The organism is Xanthomonas hawaiiensis (assembly GCF_031834635.1).
In the GTDB taxonomy this organism is placed as follows: domain Bacteria; phylum Pseudomonadota; class Gammaproteobacteria; order Xanthomonadales; family Xanthomonadaceae; genus Xanthomonas_A; species Xanthomonas_A sacchari.
In genome coordinates this window covers 1,944,146-1,966,728 of sequence record NZ_CP115873.1, presented here as the reverse complement: position 1 = coordinate 1,966,728, position 22,583 = coordinate 1,944,146, and the positions used below count along the sequence as shown (strand labels likewise).

The 22,583-nt window shown below is 69.0% G+C and carries 19 protein-coding genes and 1 tRNA gene; 2 read left to right on the top strand and 18 right to left on the bottom strand.

What is annotated here, in order from left to right; translation table 11 throughout:
- Positions 1-77: 77 nt before the first annotated feature.
- A complete protein-coding gene (locus tag PG878_RS08550; protein WP_026143548.1) occupies positions 78-737 on the top strand; it encodes an HNH endonuclease in 660 nt (219 codons plus the stop codon).
- 150 nt (positions 738-887) lie between these two features.
- Positions 888-2,801: a 1-deoxy-D-xylulose-5-phosphate synthase gene (dxs, locus tag PG878_RS08545; RefSeq protein WP_209031171.1), complete on the top strand. Its 1,914-nt coding sequence runs from the start codon at positions 888-890 to the stop codon at positions 2,799-2,801.
- Positions 2,802-2,931: 130 nt separating this feature from the next.
- On the opposite strand, the gene PG878_RS08540 is transcribed toward dxs, so the two are convergent.
- From PG878_RS08540 to pheS, 18 genes are all read right to left on the bottom strand, one after another.
- Positions 2,932-3,930: a TraB/GumN family protein gene (locus PG878_RS08540; protein WP_209031450.1), complete on the bottom strand. Its 999-nt coding sequence runs from the start codon at positions 3,928-3,930 to the stop codon at positions 2,932-2,934.
- Between the two features lie 68 nt (positions 3,931-3,998).
- Positions 3,999-4,469, bottom strand: a complete 471-nt coding sequence (locus PG878_RS08535) for a cupin domain-containing protein (RefSeq protein ID WP_209031170.1) — start codon at positions 4,467-4,469, stop codon at positions 3,999-4,001.
- 74 nt (positions 4,470-4,543) lie between these two features.
- Positions 4,544-5,335, bottom strand: a complete 792-nt coding sequence (locus PG878_RS08530; protein WP_209031169.1) for a WecB/TagA/CpsF family glycosyltransferase — start codon at positions 5,333-5,335, stop codon at positions 4,544-4,546.
- On the bottom strand, positions 5,322-6,113 hold the full coding sequence (locus PG878_RS08525) for a polysaccharide pyruvyl transferase family protein (RefSeq protein ID WP_209031168.1): 792 nt from the start codon (positions 6,111-6,113) through the stop codon (positions 5,322-5,324). The genes PG878_RS08530 and PG878_RS08525 overlap by 14 nt, the downstream gene beginning before the upstream one ends.
- 53 nt (positions 6,114-6,166) lie before the next feature.
- Complete coding sequence (locus PG878_RS08520; RefSeq protein WP_209031167.1) at positions 6,167-7,354, bottom strand: GumK N-terminal domain-containing glycosyltransferase; 1,188 nt, start codon at positions 7,352-7,354, stop codon at positions 6,167-6,169.
- 52 nt (positions 7,355-7,406) lie between these two features.
- Positions 7,407-8,909, bottom strand: coding sequence for a lipopolysaccharide biosynthesis protein (locus PG878_RS08515; RefSeq protein ID WP_209031166.1), 1,503 nt, complete (start codon positions 8,907-8,909; stop codon positions 7,407-7,409).
- The gene (locus tag PG878_RS08510; protein WP_209031165.1) at positions 8,906-9,955 is read right to left on the bottom strand and encodes a glycosyltransferase; all 1,050 of its coding nucleotides are present in this window, start codon (positions 9,953-9,955) and stop codon (positions 8,906-8,908) included. The genes PG878_RS08515 and PG878_RS08510 overlap by 4 nt, the downstream gene beginning before the upstream one ends.
- The gene (locus tag PG878_RS08505) at positions 9,952-11,085 is read right to left on the bottom strand and encodes a glycosyltransferase family 4 protein (protein ID WP_209031164.1); all 1,134 of its coding nucleotides are present in this window, start codon (positions 11,083-11,085) and stop codon (positions 9,952-9,954) included. The genes PG878_RS08510 and PG878_RS08505 overlap by 4 nt, the downstream gene beginning before the upstream one ends.
- Positions 11,082-12,179, bottom strand: coding sequence for an acyltransferase family protein (locus PG878_RS08500; protein WP_209031163.1), 1,098 nt, complete (start codon positions 12,177-12,179; stop codon positions 11,082-11,084). The genes PG878_RS08505 and PG878_RS08500 overlap by 4 nt, the downstream gene beginning before the upstream one ends.
- Complete coding sequence (locus PG878_RS08495) at positions 12,176-13,456, bottom strand: polysaccharide biosynthesis protein GumE (protein ID WP_209031449.1); 1,281 nt, start codon at positions 13,454-13,456, stop codon at positions 12,176-12,178. The genes PG878_RS08500 and PG878_RS08495 overlap by 4 nt, the downstream gene beginning before the upstream one ends.
- 178 nt (positions 13,457-13,634) lie before the next feature.
- Positions 13,635-15,095, bottom strand: coding sequence for an undecaprenyl-phosphate glucose phosphotransferase (locus tag PG878_RS08490; RefSeq protein WP_209031162.1), 1,461 nt, complete (start codon positions 15,093-15,095; stop codon positions 13,635-13,637).
- A 313-nt stretch (positions 15,096-15,408) separates the two neighbouring features.
- Positions 15,409-16,842: a GumC family protein gene (locus tag PG878_RS08485; RefSeq protein ID WP_209031161.1), complete on the bottom strand. Its 1,434-nt coding sequence runs from the start codon at positions 16,840-16,842 to the stop codon at positions 15,409-15,411.
- Positions 16,839-17,531, bottom strand: a complete 693-nt coding sequence (locus PG878_RS08480; protein WP_150409446.1) for a polysaccharide biosynthesis/export family protein — start codon at positions 17,529-17,531, stop codon at positions 16,839-16,841. The genes PG878_RS08485 and PG878_RS08480 overlap by 4 nt, the downstream gene beginning before the upstream one ends.
- Before the next feature lie 572 nt (positions 17,532-18,103).
- Positions 18,104-18,180, bottom strand: a tRNA-Pro gene (locus PG878_RS08475).
- A 100-nt stretch (positions 18,181-18,280) separates the two neighbouring features.
- Entirely contained in the window at positions 18,281-18,637 is a 357-nt protein-coding gene (locus PG878_RS08470; protein WP_009597860.1) for a MerR family transcriptional regulator, read from the bottom strand.
- Positions 18,618-18,917 carry an integration host factor subunit alpha gene (locus PG878_RS08465; protein ID WP_003466661.1) on the bottom strand — a complete coding sequence of 100 codons (300 nt, stop codon included), beginning with the start codon at positions 18,915-18,917 and terminating at the stop codon, positions 18,618-18,620. Before PG878_RS08465 ends, PG878_RS08470 begins: the two co-directional genes overlap by 20 nt.
- 23 nt (positions 18,918-18,940) lie before the next feature.
- Positions 18,941-21,319: a phenylalanine--tRNA ligase subunit beta gene (gene pheT, locus PG878_RS08460; protein WP_209031160.1), complete on the bottom strand. Its 2,379-nt coding sequence runs from the start codon at positions 21,317-21,319 to the stop codon at positions 18,941-18,943.
- A 130-nt stretch (positions 21,320-21,449) separates the two neighbouring features.
- On the bottom strand, positions 21,450-22,445 hold the full coding sequence (pheS, locus tag PG878_RS08455; protein WP_010342858.1) for a phenylalanine--tRNA ligase subunit alpha: 996 nt from the start codon (positions 22,443-22,445) through the stop codon (positions 21,450-21,452).
- Between the last annotated feature and the right edge of the window lie 138 nt (positions 22,446-22,583).

The window sequence follows — 22,583 nt, the reverse complement described above, 5'->3', positions numbered from 1 at the left end:
CACGCCGTGCCGGGGCCGCACGGCCCGCCGCGACGGATACACAAACCGTCACCAATCGGGTATAAGCTGTTTTCCCGATGGAGACAGACACAACAACGCTTGGTCTGATCGATACCGGGGCCTGCGGCGCCTCGGCCGCGGTCCCGTCGCCTGCGGCGTCCCCTTCTCACCTGCCTTCGGTCCGGCTGCTGTCGCTGGATGCGCATGGCCGCGTGCTGGACTGGATCAACTGGCAGGACGCCGCCTGCCTGTACGCGCGCGGCGCGGTCGCCTGGACCCTCGGCGAGCCGTGCCTGCACATCCACGGCGGCATCTGCCGTGCCAGCGGCGAGCGCAGCGTGCTGGAGCTGCACCCGATCATCGCCGCGCGCGGCCACGCGCATGCGCGTGCGCTCGACCCCACCCCGACCCTGACCAACACCGCGCTGTTCGCCCGCGACGCGCAGCTGTGCCTGTACTGCGGCCAGCAGTTCAGCCGCCCGCAACTGACCCGCGACCACGTACTGCCGGTGTCCAAGGGCGGCCGCGACATCTGGGAGAACGTGGTCACCGCGTGCTTCCACTGCAATTCGCGCAAGGGCAATCGCACCCCGCAGCAGGCATCGATGCCGCTGCTGGCGGTACCGTACCGGCCGAGCTGGATCGAGCATCTGATCCTGTCCAACCGCAACATCCTGGCCGATCAGATGTCGTTCCTGAAGGCGCAGTTGCCGAAGCGCTCGAAGCTCTCGTTGTAGCCGCACGGCCTCACGCCGCCGTCACGCCCGCTGCGACGGATTGCCGCACCCCGGCCAGAACAGGCCATCCACGTTCCCGCGACTGAACGGGTTGATTGCGTGTGCCCGGAATGGAGAGGAAAATGACAGGTCCGCTGAACCTCCATTCCGATGATCGACCCCACCCGCTATCCGCGCCTCTCGCGCATCCAGGTCCCCGAAGAACTGCGTCGCTTCGATGAATCGGAGCTGCCAGCCATCGCCGAGGAACTGCGCGCCTTTCTGATCGAGTGCGTCGGCAAGAGCGGCGGCCATTTCGGCGCCGGACTGGGCGTGATCGAACTCACCGTGGCCCTGCACTACCTGTACGACACGCCGGTCGACCAACTGGTGTGGGACGTCGGGCACCAGACCTATCCGCACAAGATCCTCACCGGCCGCCGCGACCGCATCCACACGGTCAAGCAGGCCGACGGCGTGGCGCCGTTCCCCAAGCGCGAGGAAAGCGAGTACGACACCTTCGGCGTCGGCCATTCCTCCACCTCGATCTCGGCCGCGCTGGGCATGGCGGTGGCGCTGCAGCGCATGGGCGACGAGCGCAAGGTGGTGGCGGTGATCGGCGACGGCGCGATGACCGCGGGCATGGCCTACGAAGCGCTGAACCACGCCGGCGGCATGGACCCGGAACCGAACCTGCTGGTGATCCTCAACGACAACCGCATGTCGATCTCCGAGGCGGTCGGCGGGGTCACCAAGATGCTGGGACGGATGAGCGGCAGCAAGACCCTCAACGCCATCCGCGAGGGCGGCAAGAAGATCCTCGGCGACAAGAAGAGCAATCCCACCGCGCGCTTCGTGCGCCGCTGGGAAGAGCACTGGAAGGGCATGTTCGTGCCGTCCACGCTGTTCGAGGAAATGGGCTTCCACTACACCGGCCCGATCGACGGCCACGACCTGCCGGCGCTGCTCGGCGCGTTGAAGACGCTCAAGACCCTGAAGGGTCCGCAGCTGCTGCACGTCATCACCACCAAGGGCAAGGGCTACGAACTGGCCGAGGGCGACCAGATCGGCTACCACGCGGTCGGCCCGTTCGACCCGAGCAAGGGCCTGGTGGCCAAGCCGGGCGCCAAGGCGCCGACCTACACCGATGTGTTCGGCGACTGGATCTGCGACATGGCCGCGGCCGAGCCGGCACTGCTGGCGATCACCCCGGCGATGCGCGAGGGCTCGGGCCTGGTGCGTTTCAGCAAGGAGTATCCGCAGCGCTATTTCGACGTGGCCATCGCCGAGCAGCATGCGGTGACCCTGGCCGCGGGCATGGCCGTGCACGGCGCCAAACCTGTGGTGGCGATCTATTCCACCTTCCTGCAGCGCGGCTACGACCAGTTGGTGCACGACGTGGCGGTGCAGCAGCTCGACGTGCTGTTCGCGGTCGACCGCGGCGGCGTGGTCGGCCCGGATGGCGCCACCCATGCCGGCAACCTGGACCTGAGTTTCCTGCGCTGCGTGCCGCACCTGGTGGTGATGGCGCCGGCCGACGAAGCCGAGTGCCGGCAACTGCTCAGCACCGGCCTGCGCCATCCCGGTCCGGCCGCGGTGCGCTACCCGCGCGGCACCGGCCCCGGGCTCGCGCCGGGGTCCACGCTGGATACCCTGCCGATCGGCAAGGCGCAGCTGCGCGCGCAGGGACATACGGTGGCGCTGCTGGCGTTCGGCGCGCCCCTGGCGGCGGCCGAACAGGTCGGCCGCGAGTTGGGCCTGACGGTGGTCAACATGCGCTTCGTCAAGCCGCTGGACCGCGCCCTGCTGCTGGAACTGGCACAGAGCCACGAAGGCTTCGTGACCATCGAGGACAACGTGGTGGCCGGCGGTGCCGGCTCCGGCGTTGCCGAACTGCTCAACGCCGAAGGCGTGCTGCGTCCGGTGCTGCACCTGGGCCTGCCCGACGCGTTCCAGCACCACGCCAGCCGCGAGCAACTGCTCGCCGAAGCCGGCATCGACGCCGCCGGCATCCGTGCCGCGGTGCTGCAGCGCTGGCCGCAACTGGCCGCCAGCGCCAGCGCACCGCGCACTGCGGCGGGCTGACCGCCGCGGTCATCGGAGACGGCACGGCGTCAGCGCATTGCCGTCTCCGCTCGCTTGCGCCTGCGCGCGCAGCTGCGCACGCCCTCCCCAATCGCGGCGCGTCCATGGGTCGACACGTCTCGCGTACGCGCTAGGGCGCGATCACCTCGGCGCCGCTGGCGCGTAGCCGGTCCAGCGGCCCACCCGGCTCCTGCAGGGTCTGCATCGGCAACGCCGCGAAACTGGAACGATTCTGCGCCAGCGCCCGCTCGGCCGCCTGCAGCCAGGCCGCCTGCGCCCGCTGGCGCACATCGCCCAGGCCCAGCTTGCGCGCGATCGCCGCTTCGCCGACCGCGTCCAGGCAGACCCGGTACTGATCGTTGGCCGGCAGCGTGGCCAGCGTGTCCAGGTCGCCCTCGGCCCAGGCGTTGGCCCGCTGGCGCATCGTCTCCAGGTCGCGATCGATGACCTGCAGGGTGCGCGCGAAACAGGCACTGTCGTTGAGCGAGGTCGCCCGGAATTCCTGCAGCGCGCGCTTGGCGTCGGGGACCTGGACCTCCACCACCACAGGCACGATCGGCACCCTGGCGCGCTTGGCCGCACGCTCGATCACCGGCTGCACCACGCTGCCCAGGCTCAGGCCGGAGGTGCGCATCGCCGCCTCGTACAGCTCCTGCGCCGCGAACACCGGCCGCCAGCGTTCCACGCCGGCATCGCGGCCCAGGTAACGTGCCTTCAGCGGCAGCCAGCGCGCATACAGGTCAGGCGGCAGCACCTGCTGCAGGGTGCGGTCGTCGGGATTGCGCCGCGCCTTGAGCAAGGACGGCAGCAGCATCAGGCTGCGGAACATGCCCAGGCCCGAGTCCAGGGTGACGCTCGGCGCTGCGATCACTTCCTGCGACTGGCCGATCACCCGCTCCACTTCGCCCGATTCCCACTGCATGCGCTTGGGCAACGGCGACACCGTGCCGAGGATCCACAACACGTGATCGCCGCGGCGGACCTTCCACAGGCCCGGGCCGGGCTGGCGCCCGCTCACCAGTACCGCTTCCAGGTCGACCACCGGTGGGTTCGCGGGCGCGGGCGACACCGCGGTCTGCGCCTGCACGGCGGGGACAGCTGCCGCCAGCAAGGCCGCGACCAGGCACATCACCGGGCCGCGCCGGCGCGCGACGGGTCCCGGCGCGGTCGCCGCGCGCGCCGCGCCCGGTCCCGGCATCAGTCCGCCAGCTTCGGCAGGTGCGCAGCCAGCGGATCGGCCTCGGCCAGCAGTTCGAAGCGTTCCCACAGGAAGCCCGGCGCCACCACGCAGCGCACCAGGCAGTAGTCGGCCAGCGGTCGCGCCGCCTGCCAGGTGCCGGCCGCGATCACCACCGAGGGCATGCCGCCGCGCTCGCTGGCGTCCAGGCGGTAGCGCTGCAGGCCGTGATTGGGGTCGAAGCCGAACAGCTCCAGCGCCCCGCCTTCTTCCCATTGCCAGGTCTCGTCGGCATCGATGCGATGCCAGTTGCTGACTTCGCCGCGCTCCAGCAGGAAGCGGATCGCGGTGCAGGCCGGGCGCAGCGTCTGCGCGTGCTGCACCGTCAGGGCCGAGGTATGCACGCGCGCATAGCGACCGCCTTCCGGGTGCGGCAGCAGCGACAGGTCGCGCACCAGGGTGGCGATTCGGAAGGCGGCGGCGCTGGACATGCGTCCAGTCTAATCGCGCGCGTGGCCGTGCGAATGTCAGGCAACGCCCTTTTGTCGGCGACAGCCGGTCGACGTCACGAGGGGCGCAGCGAGTCCCGGACAGGCGGCGTGGTGGCCAGGTGGCGGCCGTGGCGCAGGCACAGCGCGAAGAACACCAGCAGATCCCAGCTGTAGCGCTTGAGCAGACGTCGCGGCTCGCGCAGCAGGCGATAGATCCATTCCATGCGCAGCCGGCGCACCCAGGCCGGCGCGCGCCGCGCGGTGCCGGACAGGAAGTCCAGAAGCGCGCCCACGCCGAACGCCAGCGGCACCTGCAGTTGCGCCGCGTGCTGCAGCAGCCAGCGCTCCTGCAACGGATTGCCGAACGCCACCAGCAGCACATCGGCGCCACTGGCGTTGATGCGCGCGGCCAGGCCGGCGCCGGCGGCGGCGAACTGGGCATAGCCGTCGCAGGTGCCGACCACCTCCTGCCCCAGCGTCTGCCGCAAGGTCTGCGCCGCGGTGTCGGCGACGCCGGGACGGCCGCCGAGCAGGAAGAAGCGCAGCGGCCGCGGGCTCTGCCGGCACAGCGCCGGAATCAGGTCGGTGCCGTTGAGGTTGCCGGCGAAGCGGCGGCCATGCACCAGCAGCGCACCCAGGTCCATGCCGATGCCGTCGTTGACGACGCACACGTCCGGCGCGGCCAGTTGCGCACGCAGGGCCTGGCACTGCACCACGAAGTTGGTGTTGGCGAAGAACACCTGGCGGCGCTCGCCACGCGCCAGCGCCTGCAGCAAGCTGGCGACGAAATCGGCTTCGGTGCTGCGCAGGATCGGATAACCGCCCAGTGCCAGCACCTCGCCCGCTGCGCGCTCACCAGAGATCATGCGGAAAGCTCTCCAGCAGGCCGCGCTGCACCGCGGCCAGGTCGAAGACGGTATTGCCGCCCAGCGCGATGCATTCCTCCACCGTCTGCCCGGCATGCCAGCGGCTGCGGCCGGTGCCGGCGTAATAGTCGTCGTACTTGAAGCGGTCCTCGCCGTTGCCCCAGTCCAGGTACACCGACGGCACGCCATAGGCTTCGGCCAGGATCAGCCCGTGCAAGGAACTGGACACGACCAGTTCGGCACCGAGCAGTTGCCGCACGAACGCGGCCGGCTGGCGGTTCGGCAGCACCAGGTGTTCCTTGTACTGCGCATACTTGTCCAGGGATTCGTTGAAGTGCGGCACCACCATGACCGACCGCCGTGCCGGCGGCGGCGCCAGCGCCTCGCGCGGGAAGAACAGCGGCATCAGCAGGCCCGGATCGCCGTACACCTCCGGCACCTGCAGGCCGCGTTCGCGCAGGAAGGCGCGGGTCTTGGGCCCACGCACGGCGCGCACGTCGAGCTGGCGGAAGGTATGGCGGTCGGCGGGGATCTTGCCGTTGACGCCGCTGCCCCACACGGTGTCGCCGTCGCGGGCGAAATGCAGCACCGAGCCGATCGCGATCAGCCGCGTGCGTTTGTCGCGCTTGTCCAGCAGGGTGCGGTCGCGCTGGCCGAGCACGTTGGAGACGATGATCTTGGAAAGATGATCGCCCACGTTGATCTCGCCATTCTTCGGCTTCCACCAGAACAGCGCCCGGCGCTCTTGGTAATCGATCCATTTTTGCAATGCGGACATCGGTCCTCCTTGGTTGCGCGGGGGTGTACGGCAGACATGCCGGGGGCGTGGACTCAGGCCACGCCGTCGGCGAACAAGCGCGTCTCCGGGTAGGCGGCCGGGTCCAGCACCCGGTCGGTGGTCTCGGACCAGCTCAGGCACTGGCGATGGCGCACGTGCGGCGCCTGCAGCGCCTGCCCGATCGCGGCGACGATCGATGCCTCGTCGCCCGGGGTGTAGCCGAAGCGCGACGGATAGCGGCCGACCACTGCATTGGGACACACCGCCGGCAGGCCGAAGAAGTCGTACTGCAGCAGCTTCATCGAACTGTCGGCCAGATATGCAGGCACCTGCTCGGACGCGTACGGGGCGATGCCGAAGCGCGCGTGCTTGATGTAGCGGATGGTCTCGGCGTGCTTCATCTCGCCGTACACCACCACGTTGTCGCCATAGCCCGGCGCGCGGCCCATGCCCGAGCCGATCACGTGGAAGGTGACCTGCGGGAAGGCGCGGCTGGCGGCGACGAAGAAATCGGGATCGAACAGCATCGAGCCCACCGCCACCGCATGGATGCCCTCCCCGTACGGCGACGGATCGCCGAGCGTGTGCAGGTCGTGGTCCACGCCATGGCCGACGTGGTACACGTTGTGGCGGCTGGCGACCTCCTCGGCCATCGCCGGCGACACCAGTGCGATCACGTCCAGGCTCGGCGCCACGCGGTCGAACTCGCGCTCGATGTAGTCGGCGACGTTGATCGTGCTCAAGCCGTCGGAGGCGCGATACACCTTGCGCGCAGTCGGGTTGATCCGCGCCGCCAGCGCGATGAAGGCCACCGCGATGCCGCTCTCGAACACGATCACGTCGGCCTCGCGCATCCAGCGGATCAGCGTGGCCGGCGCGCGCGCCGCGTAGACCTTGAACATCAGGTCTTCCAGCGGCCGCAGCCAGCGCCGCCGGGTGTTGAACGGATGCAGCAGCGCGCGCCACAGGTAGCAGTCCACGCCGTTGTGACGGACCACCTGGTTGGCGGTGGCGTCCAGCGGCAGGCGTAGGTCGCCCTTGAGCCGCGACAGCAGGCTGTAGCGCAGCGAGAAGAACCGCGTGGTACCGCGCTTGGCCAGTTCATCGGCGATGAAATGGATGTTGGCGCGGCGCGGCGTGCGGTAGTCGTGCGCCGACAGCACCAGATAGCACGGCGCACGCCCGCTGGCGGCCGCGGCCGGTGCCGATGCGGGTAGCGCCGCTGCGGAAGAATCGCTCATGCGCTCGCTCCTGTGCGGAATGAAGGAAAGGGAAGACACGGCCGGCCGATGCTCATCGCGCTCCCCGTGCCTGGCGCAACAGCGTGCGCATCTGCAGGATGGCCACCACATCGCGGCGGAACGCCGGCCACAGCGCGAACACCAGCAGGCACCCCAGCGCCATCGCCACCGCGCCGACGATCAGTTGCAGCCACAGCGACGCGCCACCCCATTGCTGTGCGGCGAAGTACGCGGCGACGCCGCAGACGCCGTAGCCGAGCACCGCGCGCAAGGCGTTGTTGAACAGCTCCCAGGCCGGAATCTGCGGCGCGATGCGCGCGATCCAGATCACCGACAGCGGCCACATCACCAGCAGACCCAGCGTGTAGCCCACCGTCACGCCCATCACGCCCCACAGCGAGCCGGCGAAGATGCAGGCGATCAGCATGACCCGCCCCACCACCGAGTACACCAGTTGCTGGCGCATCAGACCCAGCGCCAGGAACACCCAGTACGTGGCGTAGGACGCGGTCTGGAAGATGCCACCGAGGGTCAGCACCTGGAACAGCGGTACCGCCGGGCGCCACTGTTCGCCCAGCACCAGCACGATCAGCGGCATCGCCAGCGCACAGGCGAAGGAAAACAGCGCCACGATCAGGTGCACCATCACCGTCTGCCCGCGCAGCAGAAAGTTGCCGAAGCGCGGCGGGTCGTCCTGCAGCTGCGACAGCACCGGCAGCGCCACCGAGGTCGCCGGTGCGTTGATCTGGTTCAGCGGCATCATCAGCAGCTGGAACGCCCGGTTGTACAGGCCCAACGCCTCGGCGCCGATGCGATGGCCGATGATCACCTGGCCGACGTTGCGGCTGGCGTAGCCGAGCAACTGCGCCGCCATCAGGTTCCAGCCGAAGCTGAGGAAGGTACGCATCGGCGCATCGCGCCGGTAGCCGCGCGGCAGCCAGCGCGCGCAGGCGCCGGCGATCAACAGATTGACCAGCGCCTGCACCACCTGCTGCCAGACCAGCGCCCAGTAGCCGTAGCCGGCCAGGGCCACGCCGACGCCGGCCAGCAGGCCCAGCACCTGCGCGCCGACGTCGCTCAGCGACACCTTGCCGAAGTGCAAGGCACGGCTCAGGTGCGCGCGGTACTGCGTGGTCATGCCGTTGAGCAGGAAGGTCACCGCCAGCGCCTGGGAAATGCCGAGCAGGGCCGGCTCGCGGTAGAAGTGCGCGATCCACGACGAGGACAGGAACACCACGATCGCCAGCGCCAGGCCGATGCCGCTGTTGATCCAGAACAGGTTGTCGCGCTGTTCGCGGCTGACGTGCTTGGCCTGGATCGCCGCCGAGGACAGGCCGAAGTCGCGCAGGATCTCGGCCATGCCGACGATCGCCGTCACCATCGCCATCAGGCCGTAGTCGTAGGGCGTCAGCAGCCGCGCCAACAGAATGATGCCGCCGAACTGCACCACCATCTTGGCCAGTTGCCCGGCCATGGTCACCGCCGCGCCGCCGGCGGCGCGCGCGCCCAGGCCGGGTTGCGGCGCAGCCGACCGCGAGGTCTCGGCGCTGCTCATGCGCCCTCCCCATGGCGCGCGGTCAGCGCCTGCAGATAGCTGCGGTAGTGCTGCAGGCCGATGCCGTTCCAGTCGCGCCGCGACAGGTCCGGCACGGCATCGACGGGCAGCTGCTGCGCGTGCGCCAGGGCCTGCGCCAGTTGCGCCGCGTCCAGCTCGCCCTGGTACAGCTGCACCCACTGCGCACCGACCTCGTCGGCGATGGCGGCATTGGCCTCGCTCCACGGCGCCAGCACCGGGCGCGCCAGCGACAGCGCCAGCAGCAAGGTGCCGGAGTTGTGCATCTGCCGGTACGGCAGCACCACCAGTTCGGCCTCGCCGACCTCCTGCGCCAGCACCGCGTCCTCGACGTACTGCAGGCGTGCGCTGATCCGTGGATCCTCGGCGCAGGCGCGCTCGACCACACCGCGGATCTGCGCGTCGATCGGATTGCCGGCGATGCGAAGGCTGAGCTGGGGATCGGGCAATGCGCGGAACGTCGCGATCAGCGTCTCCACGCCTTTGTACGGGCGCAGCAGTCCGAAGTGCAGCAGGCGCCCGCGCACCCGCGGCGGCTGCGGCAGCGGCGCGTACCAGTCGCGATAATGGCCGTGCAGGATGGTGTCGGTGGCCGGCGTGCGTTCGGGCGTGGTCGCATTGATGCGGATCCAGCGCGCGGTCTGGCGGTCGATCCAGCGCAGCAGCAGGCGTTCGCGCCAGCCCTTGTCCTCGTGCGGCGCGACGTTGTGCAGGGTGCGCACCAGCGGTGTCCCGGCCAGGCGCAGGCGCAAAAGCAATACGGCGACGCAGGCCTGCTTGGCCAGCGTGCCGAGCGCGGTGCGATGCCGCAGCAGGTACTCCGGCCAATGCAGGTGCAGCACGTCGTAGCGCGACAGCAGCGCCGCGCGCATCGAGAAGAAGCGCAGCTGCACCTGCGGCGGCAGTGACGCGTAGAGCTGGGTCAGGTAGGGATTGGTGGTCGCGGTCGGGCGCTCGGTGGACAGCAGCACGGTGACCGCCGGCGCGGCCTGCTGCGAGGCGCCGTGGTGCTGGCGCTCGCCGCTCATCGGCCGCCCTCCGCGCCACCAAGCGCCAGGCGGTATTCGTCCAGGTAGGTGCCGACCACGCGATCCCAGTCGTAGCGATGCGCATACGCCATCGCCGCGGCGCGCTGCGCGGCGAAGTCCGCATCGGTGCCCGCGGCGAAGGTACGCACCGTGGCCGCGGCCGCCTGCGGGTCGGCCGGGTCGACCAGCACGCCCTGCCCCGACTCGCGGTGCAGGCGCGCGAACGGCGGGATGTCGCTGAGGATCGGCAGCAGTCCCGCGCTCATCGCCTCCACCGCGGCCAGGCCGAACCCCTCGTGCCGCGACAGGCACACGAAGTACTGCGCGCTGCCGAGCAGTTGCGCCAGTTGCGCCTGGGTCGGCGCCACCTGCAGGCGCACCCGCTGCTGCAAGCCGCGCTCGGCGATCGCCTGCTGCAGGTCGGCCATGCTGAAGTCGTACTCGCGCCCGGCCACGATCAATTGCCAGGCCGGATCCTGCGCGGCCAGCGCGCGCACCAGGTCCAGGGTCTCCAACAGGCCCTTGTTGACCGACCAGCGCCCGAAGTAGATCAGCGTGCGTCCGGGCGTGGCGCTGCCCTGCCCGGCGAACTTGTCCACGTCCACCCCGTTCTCGATCACCCGCAGCCGCTGCGGCGCGACCACCTGCGAGAACAACCGGCCATCGTTCTCGCTGGTCGCCACCACCCGCGCGTAGGCGAGCGCCGAGGCGCGGGTGAGGGTCTTGAACCAGAGCATCTTCAGGCGCGAGGCATAGGTGGTATGGAAGAAACCGCCATGGGTGGAGACGATCATCGGCACACGGTGCAGCGGCCGGGTCAGGGCCAGGAAGTCGTAGAAGAAATCGATGCCGTGCACATGCAGCAGATCCGCACCGCGCACTGCCGACAGCACCGACGGCGCCAGCGGGTAGCGCGAGGAACCGCGATACGGCAAGCGCACGATCGGCACGCCCTGGTGGCTGTCGCGCGGGGCCAGGCGCTGCTGCGGATCGGTGAACACCCGGTCCAGGCTCACCACTTCGACCTGGTCGCGGCCCTGCTGCAGATGGCGGCGCGCGATGTTCAGCACCACCTCCTCCATGCCGCCGACCGACGGATGGAACTGTCGCACCACGTGCACCACCTTCATGCCGTGGCTCCCGCAACCGCGCTGCGACGCACGCCGATCATCCACGGCGCAATCCGCACCAGCACCGCGCGCATCGGCACGCTGGCCAGCACCGCCAGCACGCTCACCGACACTGCCCAGGCCGGTCCCCAGGCATCGCCGCGGACCAGGCCGGTGCGGGCGGCGACGCCGGCCATCACCGAGAACAACAAGGTGTGCGTGCACAGGATCAACAAGGTGTTGCGCCCGATCCACTGCAACCACGCCCAGTGCTGCAGCAGGCCGGCGACACACAGCGCCATGGCGCTGCCGAGCAGGCTGGCGGCGAGGAAGCCCAGCGGGAAATCGCCGAACTTGAGCATGTTCACGTCCACGCGACCGTTGTGCCAGGCGATCGCGAACCAGGCCGCGCCCAGCAGCAGCGCCGCCAGCGCATTGCCGGCCGGCCGCGCCGGCCACCACTGCGCCCGCGTGGCTGCGAGCGCACCGATCGCGAAGAAGCACAGCGCCACCGGCAGCACGTCCAGCGAGAACGGCAGGCGCATGTCCTGCCCCGGGAACCAGCAGGCCCAGCCCCAGGCCAGCGGCAACGACAGCCCGGCCAGCACAGGCAACGCCAGCGTCCGGCGCAGCGCCAGATACGCCAGCGTGGTCACGAACAGCGCCGGCAGGAACCACAGCGCCGGCATCACGTAGAGCTTGGGGCCGATGCCGCTGACCAGGCCAAGCAGCGGCTCCCACCACGGCCGGTCGCCCCACAGCTGCGCCTTGCTGCCGATGTGCCGGGTCAGCATCCAGTACGCGTAAGCGATGAAGAAGAACGCCACGTACGGCAGCAGCAGGCTGCGCGCCAGCTTGCCGACCGTGGCCAGGGTCAGTGGCCGATTGCCGAAGGCCTCGCCGACCCAGCCCGACAACAGGAAGAACATCGGCACGTGGAAGCTGTAGGCCAGGATCACGTAGGCGTGCGGAATGCCCTTGGCATGCCCGAACACCACCAGCAGGATCGCAATCGCCTTGGCCGCGTCGATGCGCATGTCGCGCGGCGCGCGCGTCCGCGCGGTGCGCGTCTGCGCCGGCACCGACGCGGAAACCGCCGTCGCGGGCGCGCTCATGCCGGCACCGCCGGGAGACGCGGCGCCGGCTTTGCCGCTGTCGCCGGCAGCGCTGGCGCATCGCGCAGGCGCGGCGCCATCTGCCACAGGCAGCCGCACACGAACCACCACAGCGCCGCGGTCTTGATCGAGAAGTAGCCGTTGGAGACCAGCAGACTCAGCGAGAAGGCGAAGATCAGCAGGTTCTTGAACAACTGCCCTTCGATGGTGCGCATCAGCATCGCGAACGAGTACGCCAGCAGGAACGCCAGCACCAGCAGCACCGACTGCGAGGAGATGAAGTAGGCGATGCCGCTGTCGAAGTAGCGGTACGGCTGGTCCACGTCCAGCCCCATCCACGCATCGGCGCTCATCCTGCGGATCGAATCCACGGTGAAGAACACCCGCCCCAGTGTGGTGTCCTCGTAGCTCTGGATGCCCGAGGCCCATACCAGCAGCCACGCGCTCCCCATCACCAGGAAGAAGATCAAAAAACCCAGGCGCTGGTCGGTGCGCAGCAGCAACGGGCTCAGCAGCGCCATCATCACGCAGGTGCCGGCAGCCAGGCGCCCGTCCGAGGCCACGATCAGGAAGCCGATCATCGCCACCGAGGCGACGATCGCCAGCGGCCGCATCCAGCGCCAGAAGGTCAGCAGGATCGCAGTGAAGAAGATGATGAAGTTGCCCATCGTCACCGGCTCGATGAAGACCGAGGAAGCGCGCGGCAGGTTCGACGACGGCAGGAAGTTGCGCGCGCCGGGCCTGGTGGCGCTGACGAACAGATTGCTGTCCTGGTTCCAGAAGCTCGACGCGCTGGCGCCGCGCGCGTTGACGAAATAGCTCTTGGGGTTGACCACGTCGCCGTAGACCTTGGGCAGGGCCAGCTCGAACACCGCCACCAGCGACACCAGCAGCGCCATGCGCACGAACATGCGCGGCAGCGAGCCGGTATACGCCGCGCCGAGCAGCAGGAAGGCGAACGGGATCAGCGCATCGCGGAAGAACTTCGGATCCAGCGTCCACGCCATGAACAGGCGCACCAGCATCAGCAGCGCCAGCATGGCGATGCCGGTGAACACCATCGCCATGCGCTTGCGGTCCAGCGCGCGCATGCCAAGCAGGAAACAGGCCGCATAGACCGCCAGTTCCACCGCATAGGTCATCGCCGGGCTGACCCGGAACACCTTGGCGTTGATCACCGCCAGCACGAAGTTGTAGCCGACGGCGAACAGCAGCACCAGCTCGATCAGCAGGTTGCGGCGCTGCTCGCGCAGCGGCATGTCCGCCACGCTCAGCATGCGCACCCCACTGCGGCGACGGCGCATCGCGCGACGACGCCACGCTGGACGCGCGCCGGGCGTGGCGCCGGCATGCGGCGCGCAAGCCCATTCGGTGCAGGCAGTGCAGGAACGACGGCGACGCGGAAGCGACGCCGACGCTGCACACGGTCGGCGGGAAGAAGACGCATCGGGCGCATCAGTAGGCGGTCTTCTGCCCGAGCACCTTGAACGCGGTCAGCACGATGATCCGCGTGTCCAGCCACAACGACCAGCGGCGGATGTAGTCCAGGTCGTACTGGATGCGCTTCTTCATCGTGCGCAGTTCCGGCGTCTCGCCGCGGAAGCCGTTCACCTGCGCCCAGCCGGTGATGCCCGGCTTGACGTAGTGCCGCTGCATGTAATGGTGGATCAGCTTTTCGTAGTGGGTGTTGTGTTGCGCCGCATGCGGACGCGGCCCCACCACCGACATGCTGCCGCCGAGCACGTTGAACAGCTGCGGCAATTCGTCCAGGCTGGTGCGGCGCAGGAACGCACCGAATCGGGTCACCCGGCTGTCGCCGCGCGTGGCCTGCACCACCACGTCGCTGGGCTCCTGCTGCACGCGCATGGAGCGGAACTTGTACATGTAGAACTCGCGCCCGCCCAGGCCGTGGCGACGCTGGCGGAAGAACACCGGGCCCGGCGAGCTGAGCTTCACGCCCACCGCGATCGCCAGCATCAGCGGCCACAGCACCGCCAGCGCGGCCAGCGCCACCAGCTTGTCCTGCAGCGCCTTGGCGACCACGAAGTAGGTGTTTCGGTCCACGCCGCCCTGGCGCAGGTTGATCACCGGCACGTTGCCGATCTGGTCGCCGGACTGGTTGAGCATGCCGAAGTCGAACAGATCGGGAATCAGCCGGACCTGGATCGGATAGCGGTCCATGCGCTGCAGCAGCTGCTTGATGTGGTCGCGCTCGCCCAGCGGCAGCGAGATCCACACCTGCTCGACCTGATGGTCGTCGAGGTAGTCGATCAGCGCGTCGGCGGTGCCCTCGCCCAGGCACTGCAGCTTCTGCGGATGGTCGGCCACCGACAGGTCGTAGTCGCTGCTGAAGTAGCCCATCACCTGCATGCCCACCCAGGGGTTGCGGCTCAGGTAGTTGTGGATCTTCACCACCGGATGGCGCAGGCCGACCACCACCACGCGCTGCACGTCCACGCCTTCCGAGCGCAGCCGGTTGAGCACGCCGCGCACCAGGGTACGCGAGAGCAGCAGTGTCGCCAGGCTGGTGACGAACCAGGTGCCGATCCACAGCCGCGAGACCTGCTGGCCGAACTGCACCACGAAGGCATGCACGGCGAACAGGGCGAACACGCCGCCGCAGGCCAGGCTCAGCACCATCATCTCGCGCAGCAGGCCGCGCCCGCGCCAGCTGCGGTACAGCGGGAACAAGGCGAAGCAGATCACCGCGTACAGCAACGTGGTGCCGATCGCCACCCGGTATGCCGGTTCCGGCATCCAGGTACCGAACAGCAGCCGGTGGGTCAGCAACGCGCCGCCGACCATGACGGTCAGATCGGACACGCGCAACAGGATGTCTGCCGCGGCCGCGTACTTGGACAGCATGCGCGGCGAGGAGGTCGTATAGGTGGCGCTACTCAGGTCTGCCAAAAGCATGATCGGGATTCCTATCCAAACCCGGTCGATCGGCATGCGGGGGAACATGCGACGCCGCCGGGCCTCGATTTCGCCTGCCTGTGGACCGCTGCGGCGCCTCCCTCGCCGACCCCAGGTCCACGGCAGCCCGTGATTACTTCAACAGAAGAACGTCTTCGTACAACCGCGCTGGAAAATAACGGAACACTTTATTGCCTAGCTGAACCACGTATCACCTCACTGAAAGTCTGTGCGTCGAACCGAAGCCGGCGTGTGCGTTGCGGCACGCGCTCGCGCATTGCGCGGTGCGGCGTGCCATGGACGCTGCGACATGTCACGTCGCCGCCGCCGCGGCTTCGGCCTCGCGGATGAAATAGCGCACCAGCGCCACCGCCATCGCCAGGAACAGGCCGAACACGAAGGCCAGCGCCAGGCCGAGCAATTTCTTCGGCGAATTCGGCTTGCCGGGCACATCGGCGCGGTCGACGATCGAGATGTTGTTGGTGCCTACATTGCCGACCACGCCGATCTCCTTGTAACGCTGCAGCAGCGCGTCGTAGAGCTGGCGGTTGGTGTCGGCCTCGCGGCGCAGCATGGTGTAGCGGATGCTGCGGGTCTGCAGGTCCAGTTCGTCGTTCTTCAGCGCGGCGATGCGGTCGGCCAGCAAGGTTTCCTGCTGACGCGCCGACTCGTAGTCGTTCTTCAGCGCGCTGCGGATGTTGGCGACCTCGTCGGCGATCTGCCGCTTGGTCTCGGCGATCTGGTTCTGCAGCCGCTGCATCTCCGGGTAGCCGGGCTGGAACGTCGCCAGCTTCTGCTGGTAGTCGGCGGTCAGCTTGGCCTGCTCGGCGCGCAGATTCTGGATCAACGGGTTGCTGACCACCTGCGGCAGGCCCATGCCGTCGCCGATGCCGGCCTGGCGCCAGGCCGCCTCGGCCTTGATCCGCGCATCCTGCGCCGCGGCCAGGCGCACATTCAGTTCGCTCATGTTCTGCGTGGGCAGCGACGGCTTGTCGTCGCCCATCGACACGATCTGTTCCTGGCTGGAATAGTCGACGGCGTTCTTCTCCGACTCCTCCACCTTGTCGCGCAGTTGCGCCAGGCGCTCGGACAGGTAGCGCGCGGCGAACGAGGACGCCTGCAGCCGGCGCTCCTGGGTCGAGGCGATGAACATCTTGGCGTAGGTGTTGGCCACGCGCGTGGCCAGCACCCGGTCGGGCGAATCGAAGTTGATCCGCACCAGCCGCGAGTCGCGCACCGGCTCGATGGTCAATGCATCCAGCACCGGGCCGACCAGCGCATTCTCGGCCGCGGCGGCACGCGCCTGCGGCGTCGGCGCACGCCCGTCGCCGTTGTCCTGCAGCTTCTCCAGGGCTTCGTCGACCAGCGGCTTGAACGCCGGTTCCTGGGTCAGCTTGGCCTCGCGGATCACCTGCCGCGCCAGCGACCGGCTGCCGAGCAGCTCGTACTGGGTCTGGTAGAAGTCGCGGTCCTGCGGCGATTCCACCGGCATCAGGTTGGCGACATTGGCGACGTTGAGCGATTCGCGCTCGATCTGCAGCACGCTGGTGGCGCGGTACTTCGGCGTCATCAGCAGCAGCGCCAGCAGCGCCAGCAGCACCACCGCCGCAGTGATGCCGACGATCAGCCAACGCTGGCGGTACAGCGCATTCCAGTAATCCAGCAGGCCGATGTCGGCCGGGCTCAGCGGCGTGCCCACGGCGCGCGCGCGCGGCGCGGAGGCGGGAGGCAAGGTGGAGGCGCTCATCGGTAGGCCCTCCAGACCATCACGAACGGGGTCAGCTGCACCACGGTCCGCAGCAACACCAGCGCGTCGGAGCGGTACACCACCACGATGTCGCCACCGTAGATCGCCGGATCCGGGGCCGCGCCCTTCTGGATCTCGCGCAGATCGAAACGGGCCAGCATCTTCTGCCCGTCGACGGTACGGAACACCACCACGTTGCCCCGGCTCGCCACGTCGCTGACGCCCTTGCCCAGCGACAGCGCCTGCTGCAGCGTCAGCGCGGAGCCCTGGATGGGATAGATACCCGGCTCGCTGACCGCGCCAGTGACCGTGACCCGGTTGCCGGTGAACTCGTCGACCAGCACCGACACTTGCGGGTTCTGCAGATAGCCGTTGCGGTAGCGGTCGGCGATCTCCTTCTGCAGCGCATTGACGCTGGAGCCGGCGGCCTTCACGTCGCCGATCAGGGGCAGCGAGATGCGGCCCTCGTTGTCGACCCGCACCTGCCGTTCCAGGTCGTCGACCTGGAACACCTTGACCGTCAGCAGGTCGCCCGGGCCGAGCAGATATTCGGGCTTGCCCATGGACGCGGCCAGCGGATCGCCCGCCGGCAGGTCGGTACGCATCGCCGGCCCGCTGCTGCATGCAGACAGCAGCCCCAGGCAGAACAGGGCCAGCGCCCAGTGGAAGGTCACGGAAAGTTTACCCATGCGCGATGCTGATGCCCTCTGTCGAATGGTTTTCGAAGCGCCGCACTCGTCCAACCGGCCAGGGCTCCGTCCCGGCCAGAGGATGATCACGGTGTCAATTCCTGCCCGGGACGAACGGCCCTGGCCAACAGCGAAGCTTCGTGTTGCAACGCACTATGGCACAGCCATCTGCCGTCACCAAGGCGTTACCCGACATTTTTTTGACGCAGTAACAGGAGGGTTCAACTACATGTCCGGCGATTCAGCGTAGCAAGGGCCGGTGAACGTTCCATCGACGCAATGTTAACGTGATCAATGTCAACGCATTGACGCTGCATCGCTCCCAGTTCTGACGCGGCTTTCCGGTCTGGCGAGGCGACGCCGGCGCGCAGCCATGGCGCATTCCTGCGAATTTTGTCTACGAGGATGCGTTCGACCCCCAAAGAATGTTACGGATCGTCGGCTTCGGCACCGCTGCCACGCGCCGGCGCCCGCGCCGGGAAAGGCCGTGCCCGTCTACGGCGCGTGGAGGCCCGCATGCCCGGTGTGGCCAAACAAAAAGGCCCATGTCGCAGACATGGGCCTTCGAAAGATGGTCGGGGTAGCCGGATTCGAACCGACGACCACTAGTCCCCCAGACTAGTGCGCTACCAGGCTGCGCTATACCCCGGTGTGTTGCGTCTCCGCCGTCATGGCGGACCCGCCTCGCGGCGAGCTGGCGATTATAGCGGGTTTGCCGCGGGCATTCCTAGCGCCGCCGCCGCCCTGGCTCACCGCCGCAGCAACTGCAGGACTTCTTCCAGCTCCTGCCGCACCTGCTTGATGATCTGGTTGCTCAGCGCCGACTCCTGGCGGGCGCCCTCGCCTTCCAGGCGCAGGCGCGCGCCGCCGATGGTGTAGCCCTGTTCGTACAGCAGGCTGCGGATCTGCCGCACCATCAGCACGTCGTGGCGCTGGTAGTAGCGTCGGTTGCCGCGCCGCTTGACCGGTTCCAGGCTGGGGAATTCGGTCTCCCAGTAGCGCAGCACGTGCGGCTTGACGTCGCACAGCTCGCTGACCTCACCGATGGTGAAGTAGCGCTTGGCCGGAATCGGCGGAAGTTCGCGGTTACTGCCCGGGTCCAGCATATGCCTCCACTCGCTCCTTGAGCTTCTGTCCGGGACGGAAGGTCACCACCGTCCGCGCCGAAATCGGGATCTCTTCGCCGGTCTTGGGATTGCGGCCGGGCCGTTGGTTCTTGCGGCGCAGGTCGAAGTTGCCGAAACCGGACAGCTTCACCTGCCGCCCCTGCTCGAGCGCATCGCGCAGCACGTCGAAGAACGCATCGACGAATTCCTTGGCCTCGCGCTTGTTCAGCCCGACTTCGTCGAACAACCGCTCGGCCATTTCCGCTTTGGTCAACGCCATTGCCCTGCTATCCCCTGTCCTTCTCAACCACGCATGCGCGCGTCGTGTTCCCGCGCCAGCGCGGCCACCGCATCGGCGACCACCGCCTCCACGTCGCGGTCTGTCAGAGTGCGCGTGTTGTCCTGCAAAATCAAGCCCATAGCGAGACTCTTGCAACCTGCCTCGACCCCTGCGCCGACGTAGCGGTCGAACAGCACCACCTCGCGCAGCAAGGGCCCTACCGCCGCGCGCACGCTGCGCGCCAACGCCGCCCAGCTCACCGCGTCCGGCACCACGAAGGCCAGGTCGCGGCGCACCGACGGGAACCGCGACAGCTCGGCCGCGCGCGGCAAGGCGCGCGCAGCCAACGGCGCCAGGTCCAGCTCGAACGCCAGCACGTCGACGTCGATCTGCATCGCCTGCAGCAGCCGCGGGTGCAGTTGGCCGATCCAGCCAATCCGCGTCTCGTCGCGATAGACGTCGGCCGATCGGGTCGGATGCGCGAACGGGTGCGTCGACGGCCGGTAGTCCAGGCGCGCGCCGGACGCGGCGGCCAGGGCCTCGAGGTCGCCCTTGAGGTCATGGAAATCGACCTTGCGCGCCGGCAGGCCCCATTGCAGGGCATCGGCATCGCCGCACACCGCCGCCGCCACCCGCTGGGTCTCGGTCGGGGCCGCGCCGGCTTCCGCCGCCGCGGCGAACACCTTGCCCAGCTCGAACAGGCGCACGCGCCCGGCCTGGCGCGCGGCGTTGCGGCCCAGCGCCGCGACCAGCCCCGGCAACAGCGACGGACGCATCACCGCCAGTTCGGCGCTGAGCGGATTGGCCAGGGCCACGCGTCCGTCGTGCAGGCCCCACTGGTCCAGCAGCGCGGCGTCGACGAAGGCGTAGTTGATGGTTTCCAGCAGCTCGCGGGCCAGCAACTGCCGGCGCACGCTGCGCTCGTCCAGTTGGGTCTCGCTGTCCATGGCGATGCGCGTGGCGCCGCCGGGCAAGGTGGTCGGCAGGCGGTCGTAGCCGTGAATCCGCGCCAGTTCCTCGATCAGGTCTTCTTCGATGGCGATGTCGAAGCGGCGGCTGGGCGCGGTGATCTGCCAGCCATCGGCCGACGCGACCACGTCCATGCCCAGCGCGCGCAGGATGCGCTCGACGTCGGCATCGGCGATCTCGATGCCGAGCACGCGCAGGATGCGCGCGCGGCGCAGCGCGATCGGCGCCGGCGCCGGCAGGAATTCGGGCAAGGCGGCCTCGATCACCGGGCCGGCGCGGCCACCGGCCAGCTCCAGCACCAGCCGCGTGGCCAGCTCCAGCGCCTGCCGCGGCAACGCCGGGTCCACGCCGCGCTCGAAGCGGTGGCCGGCATCGGTGTGCAGACCGAGCTTGCGCCCGCGGCCCATGATCGCCGCCGGGGCGAAGTGCGCAGCCTCCAGGAACACGTGGCGGGTGGTCTCGGTGACGCGGGTCGCGTGGCCGCCCATCAGCCCGGCCAGCGCCACCGGCCGATCGGCGTCGGTGACCAGCAGGAAGCCCGGATCCAGTGCGGCCTCGCGGCCATCGAGCAGGGTCAGGGTCTCGCCGGCGCGTGCATGGCGCACGCCGATCGGGCCCTGCAAGGTGTCCAGATCGAAGGCATGCATCGGCTGGCCCAGCTCCAGCATCACGTACTGGGTGATGTCCACCAGCAGCGACAGCGGACGCACACCGCTGCGGCGCAGGCGTTCGGCCATCCACAGCGGCGTTTTCGCCGCCGGATCCAGGTCCTCCACGACGCGGCCGCAGTAGCGCGGCGCGTCGGCACCCGCGTCCAGCGCGACCGCCAGCGTGCGCTCGCTGCTCACCGCGGCCGGCGTCACCGCCAACGGCAGCACGTCGCTGCCGCAGGCCGCGGCCACGTCGTAGGCGATGCCGCGCACGCCGAAGCAGTCGGCGCGGTTGGGCGTGAGCTTGATCTCGATGCTGGCGTCGGGCAGCCCCAGGTATTCGGTCAGCGCCTGGCCGACCGGCGCATCGTCGGGCAGCTCGAACAGCCCGGACGCGTCGCTGTCCAGCCCCAGCTCCTTGGCCGAGCACAGCATGCCGTTGGAGGCGACCCCGCGCAGCTTGGCCGGCTTGATCGCGATGCCGCCGACCTGGGCGCCCACCAGCGCCAGCGGCGCGACCAGTCCAGCGCGCGCATTGGGCGCACCGCAGACGATCTGCAGCAGCTCGCCCTGCCCGGCATCGACCCGGCACACCTGCAGCCGATCGGCCTCGGGATGCGGCGCGGCCTCGACGATCCGCGCCACCACCACCTGCTGCAGGCCGTCGCCGAGCGGCACGACCTCCTCGACCTCCAGGCCGATGGCAGTCAGGGTCGCGGTGAGCTGCTCACGCGAGGCCTGGGTCGGAACGTGGCTACGCAGCCAGTTTTCGCTGAATTTCATTGGAGAGCCGGGAATCGGGAATGGAGAATGGGGAATCGAAAGCGCGGTCTACTGGAACGGAAACGAAGAGGGGAAACGAGCTTTTGCGTTGCTTTGCCCATTCCCAATTCCCGTTTCCCGACTCTCAGCCTCAAGCAAACTGCCGCAGGAACCGCACGTCGTTCTCGAAGAAGGCGCGCAGATCGTTGACGCCGTAGCGCAGCATCGCGAAGCGCTCCACGCCCATGCCGAAGGCGAAGCCGGTGTAGCGCTCGGGGTCGATGCCGACGTTGCGCAGCACGTTCGGGTGCACCATGCCGCAGCCGAGCACTTCCAGCCAGCGGGTGCTGCCGTCGGGCTGCTGCCAGGCGATGTCGACCTCGGCGCCGGGTTCGACGAAGGGGAAGTAGCTGGGACGGAAACGCATCTGGAAATCGCGCTCGAAGAAGGCGCGCACGAACTCGGCCAGGGTGCCCTTCAGATCGGCGAAGGTCGCGTGCTCGTCGACCAGCAGGCCTTCGACCTGGTGGAACATCGGCGAGTGGGTCTGGTCGCTGTCGCTGCGGTAGACCTTGCCGGCGGCGATCATGCGCAGCGGCGGCGCATGCTCGCCCATGTAGCGCACCTGCACGCCCGAGGTGTGGGTGCGCAGCAGGCGGCCGTCGCCGAAATAGAAGGTGTCGTGCATCGCCCGCGCCGGGTGGTGCGGCGGGAAGTTAAGCGCCTCGAAGTTGTGCCAGTCGTCCTCGATCTCGGGGCCGTCGGACAGTTCGTAGCCCAGCCGCGCGAAGATCTCGGTGATGCGCTCCAGGGTGCGGGTGACCGGATGCAGCCCGCCACGTTCGCCGCGTCGACCCGGCAGGGTCACGTCGATGCGCTCGGCGGCCAGGCGCGCGTCCAGCGCCGCGGTTTCCAGCAGCGTGCGGCGCTCGGCCAGCGCGGCGGACACCGTGTCGCGCGCGCGGTTGATCGCCTCGCCGGCCAGCTTGCGCTGCTCCGGCGCCAGCGCGCCGAGCTGCTTGAGCTGGGCGGTGATGCTGCCGCTCTTGCCGAGCAGCGCGACCCGCAATTGCTCCAGCGCCTCCGGACTCTGCGCCGCGGCGATGTCCGCCAGCGCCTGCCCGCTCAGGGAATCGATCTCACTCATTGCACTCGCGCCTCACTGCTCCGGCCGAACCCGTGGCCACCGTGTCCCGCCGATGCGGAACCTCCCTACCCGGCAGGCACCCCGTCGCCGGGGTGCCCAAAAACGCAAAAGGGGAAGGACTTGCGCCCTTCCCCTGCA

Coding starts and splice junctions, on each gene's coding strand:
- PG878_RS08495 (WP_209031449.1), bottom strand. CDS start 13,456: ATGCTGAGCGTGGCGGACATGCCGCTGCGCGAGCAGCGCCGCAACCTG.
- PG878_RS08480 (WP_150409446.1), bottom strand. CDS start 17,531: ATGGGTAAACTTTCCGTGACCTTCCACTGGGCGCTGGCCCTGTTCTGC.
- PG878_RS08520 (WP_209031167.1), bottom strand. CDS start 7,354: ATGAGCGATTCTTCCGCAGCGGCGCTACCCGCATCGGCACCGGCCGCG.
- PG878_RS08500 (WP_209031163.1), bottom strand. CDS start 12,179: ATGAGCGCGCCCGCGACGGCGGTTTCCGCGTCGGTGCCGGCGCAGACG.
- PG878_RS08510 (WP_209031165.1), bottom strand. CDS start 9,955: ATGAGCGGCGAGCGCCAGCACCACGGCGCCTCGCAGCAGGCCGCGCCG.
- PG878_RS08535 (WP_209031170.1), bottom strand. CDS start 4,469: ATGTCCAGCGCCGCCGCCTTCCGAATCGCCACCCTGGTGCGCGACCTG.
- PG878_RS08470 (WP_009597860.1), bottom strand. CDS start 18,637: ATGCTGGACCCGGGCAGTAACCGCGAACTTCCGCCGATTCCGGCCAAG.
- pheT (WP_209031160.1), bottom strand. CDS start 21,319: ATGAAATTCAGCGAAAACTGGCTGCGTAGCCACGTTCCGACCCAGGCC.
- pheS (WP_010342858.1), bottom strand. CDS start 22,445: ATGAGTGAGATCGATTCCCTGAGCGGGCAGGCGCTGGCGGACATCGCC.
- PG878_RS08490 (WP_209031162.1), bottom strand. CDS start 15,095: ATGCTTTTGGCAGACCTGAGTAGCGCCACCTATACGACCTCCTCGCCG.
- PG878_RS08540 (WP_209031450.1), bottom strand. CDS start 3,930: ATGTGCCTGGTCGCGGCCTTGCTGGCGGCAGCTGTCCCCGCCGTGCAG.
- PG878_RS08465 (WP_003466661.1), bottom strand. CDS start 18,917: ATGGCGTTGACCAAAGCGGAAATGGCCGAGCGGTTGTTCGACGAAGTC.
- PG878_RS08485 (WP_209031161.1), bottom strand. CDS start 16,842: ATGAGCGCCTCCACCTTGCCTCCCGCCTCCGCGCCGCGCGCGCGCGCC.
- PG878_RS08525 (WP_209031168.1), bottom strand. CDS start 6,113: ATGTCCGCATTGCAAAAATGGATCGATTACCAAGAGCGCCGGGCGCTG.
- PG878_RS08530 (WP_209031169.1), bottom strand. CDS start 5,335: ATGATCTCTGGTGAGCGCGCAGCGGGCGAGGTGCTGGCACTGGGCGGT.
- PG878_RS08550 (WP_026143548.1), top strand. CDS start 78: ATGGAGACAGACACAACAACGCTTGGTCTGATCGATACCGGGGCCTGC.
- dxs (WP_209031171.1), top strand. CDS start 888: ATGATCGACCCCACCCGCTATCCGCGCCTCTCGCGCATCCAGGTCCCC.
- PG878_RS08515 (WP_209031166.1), bottom strand. CDS start 8,909: ATGAGCAGCGCCGAGACCTCGCGGTCGGCTGCGCCGCAACCCGGCCTG.
- PG878_RS08505 (WP_209031164.1), bottom strand. CDS start 11,085: ATGAAGGTGGTGCACGTGGTGCGACAGTTCCATCCGTCGGTCGGCGGC.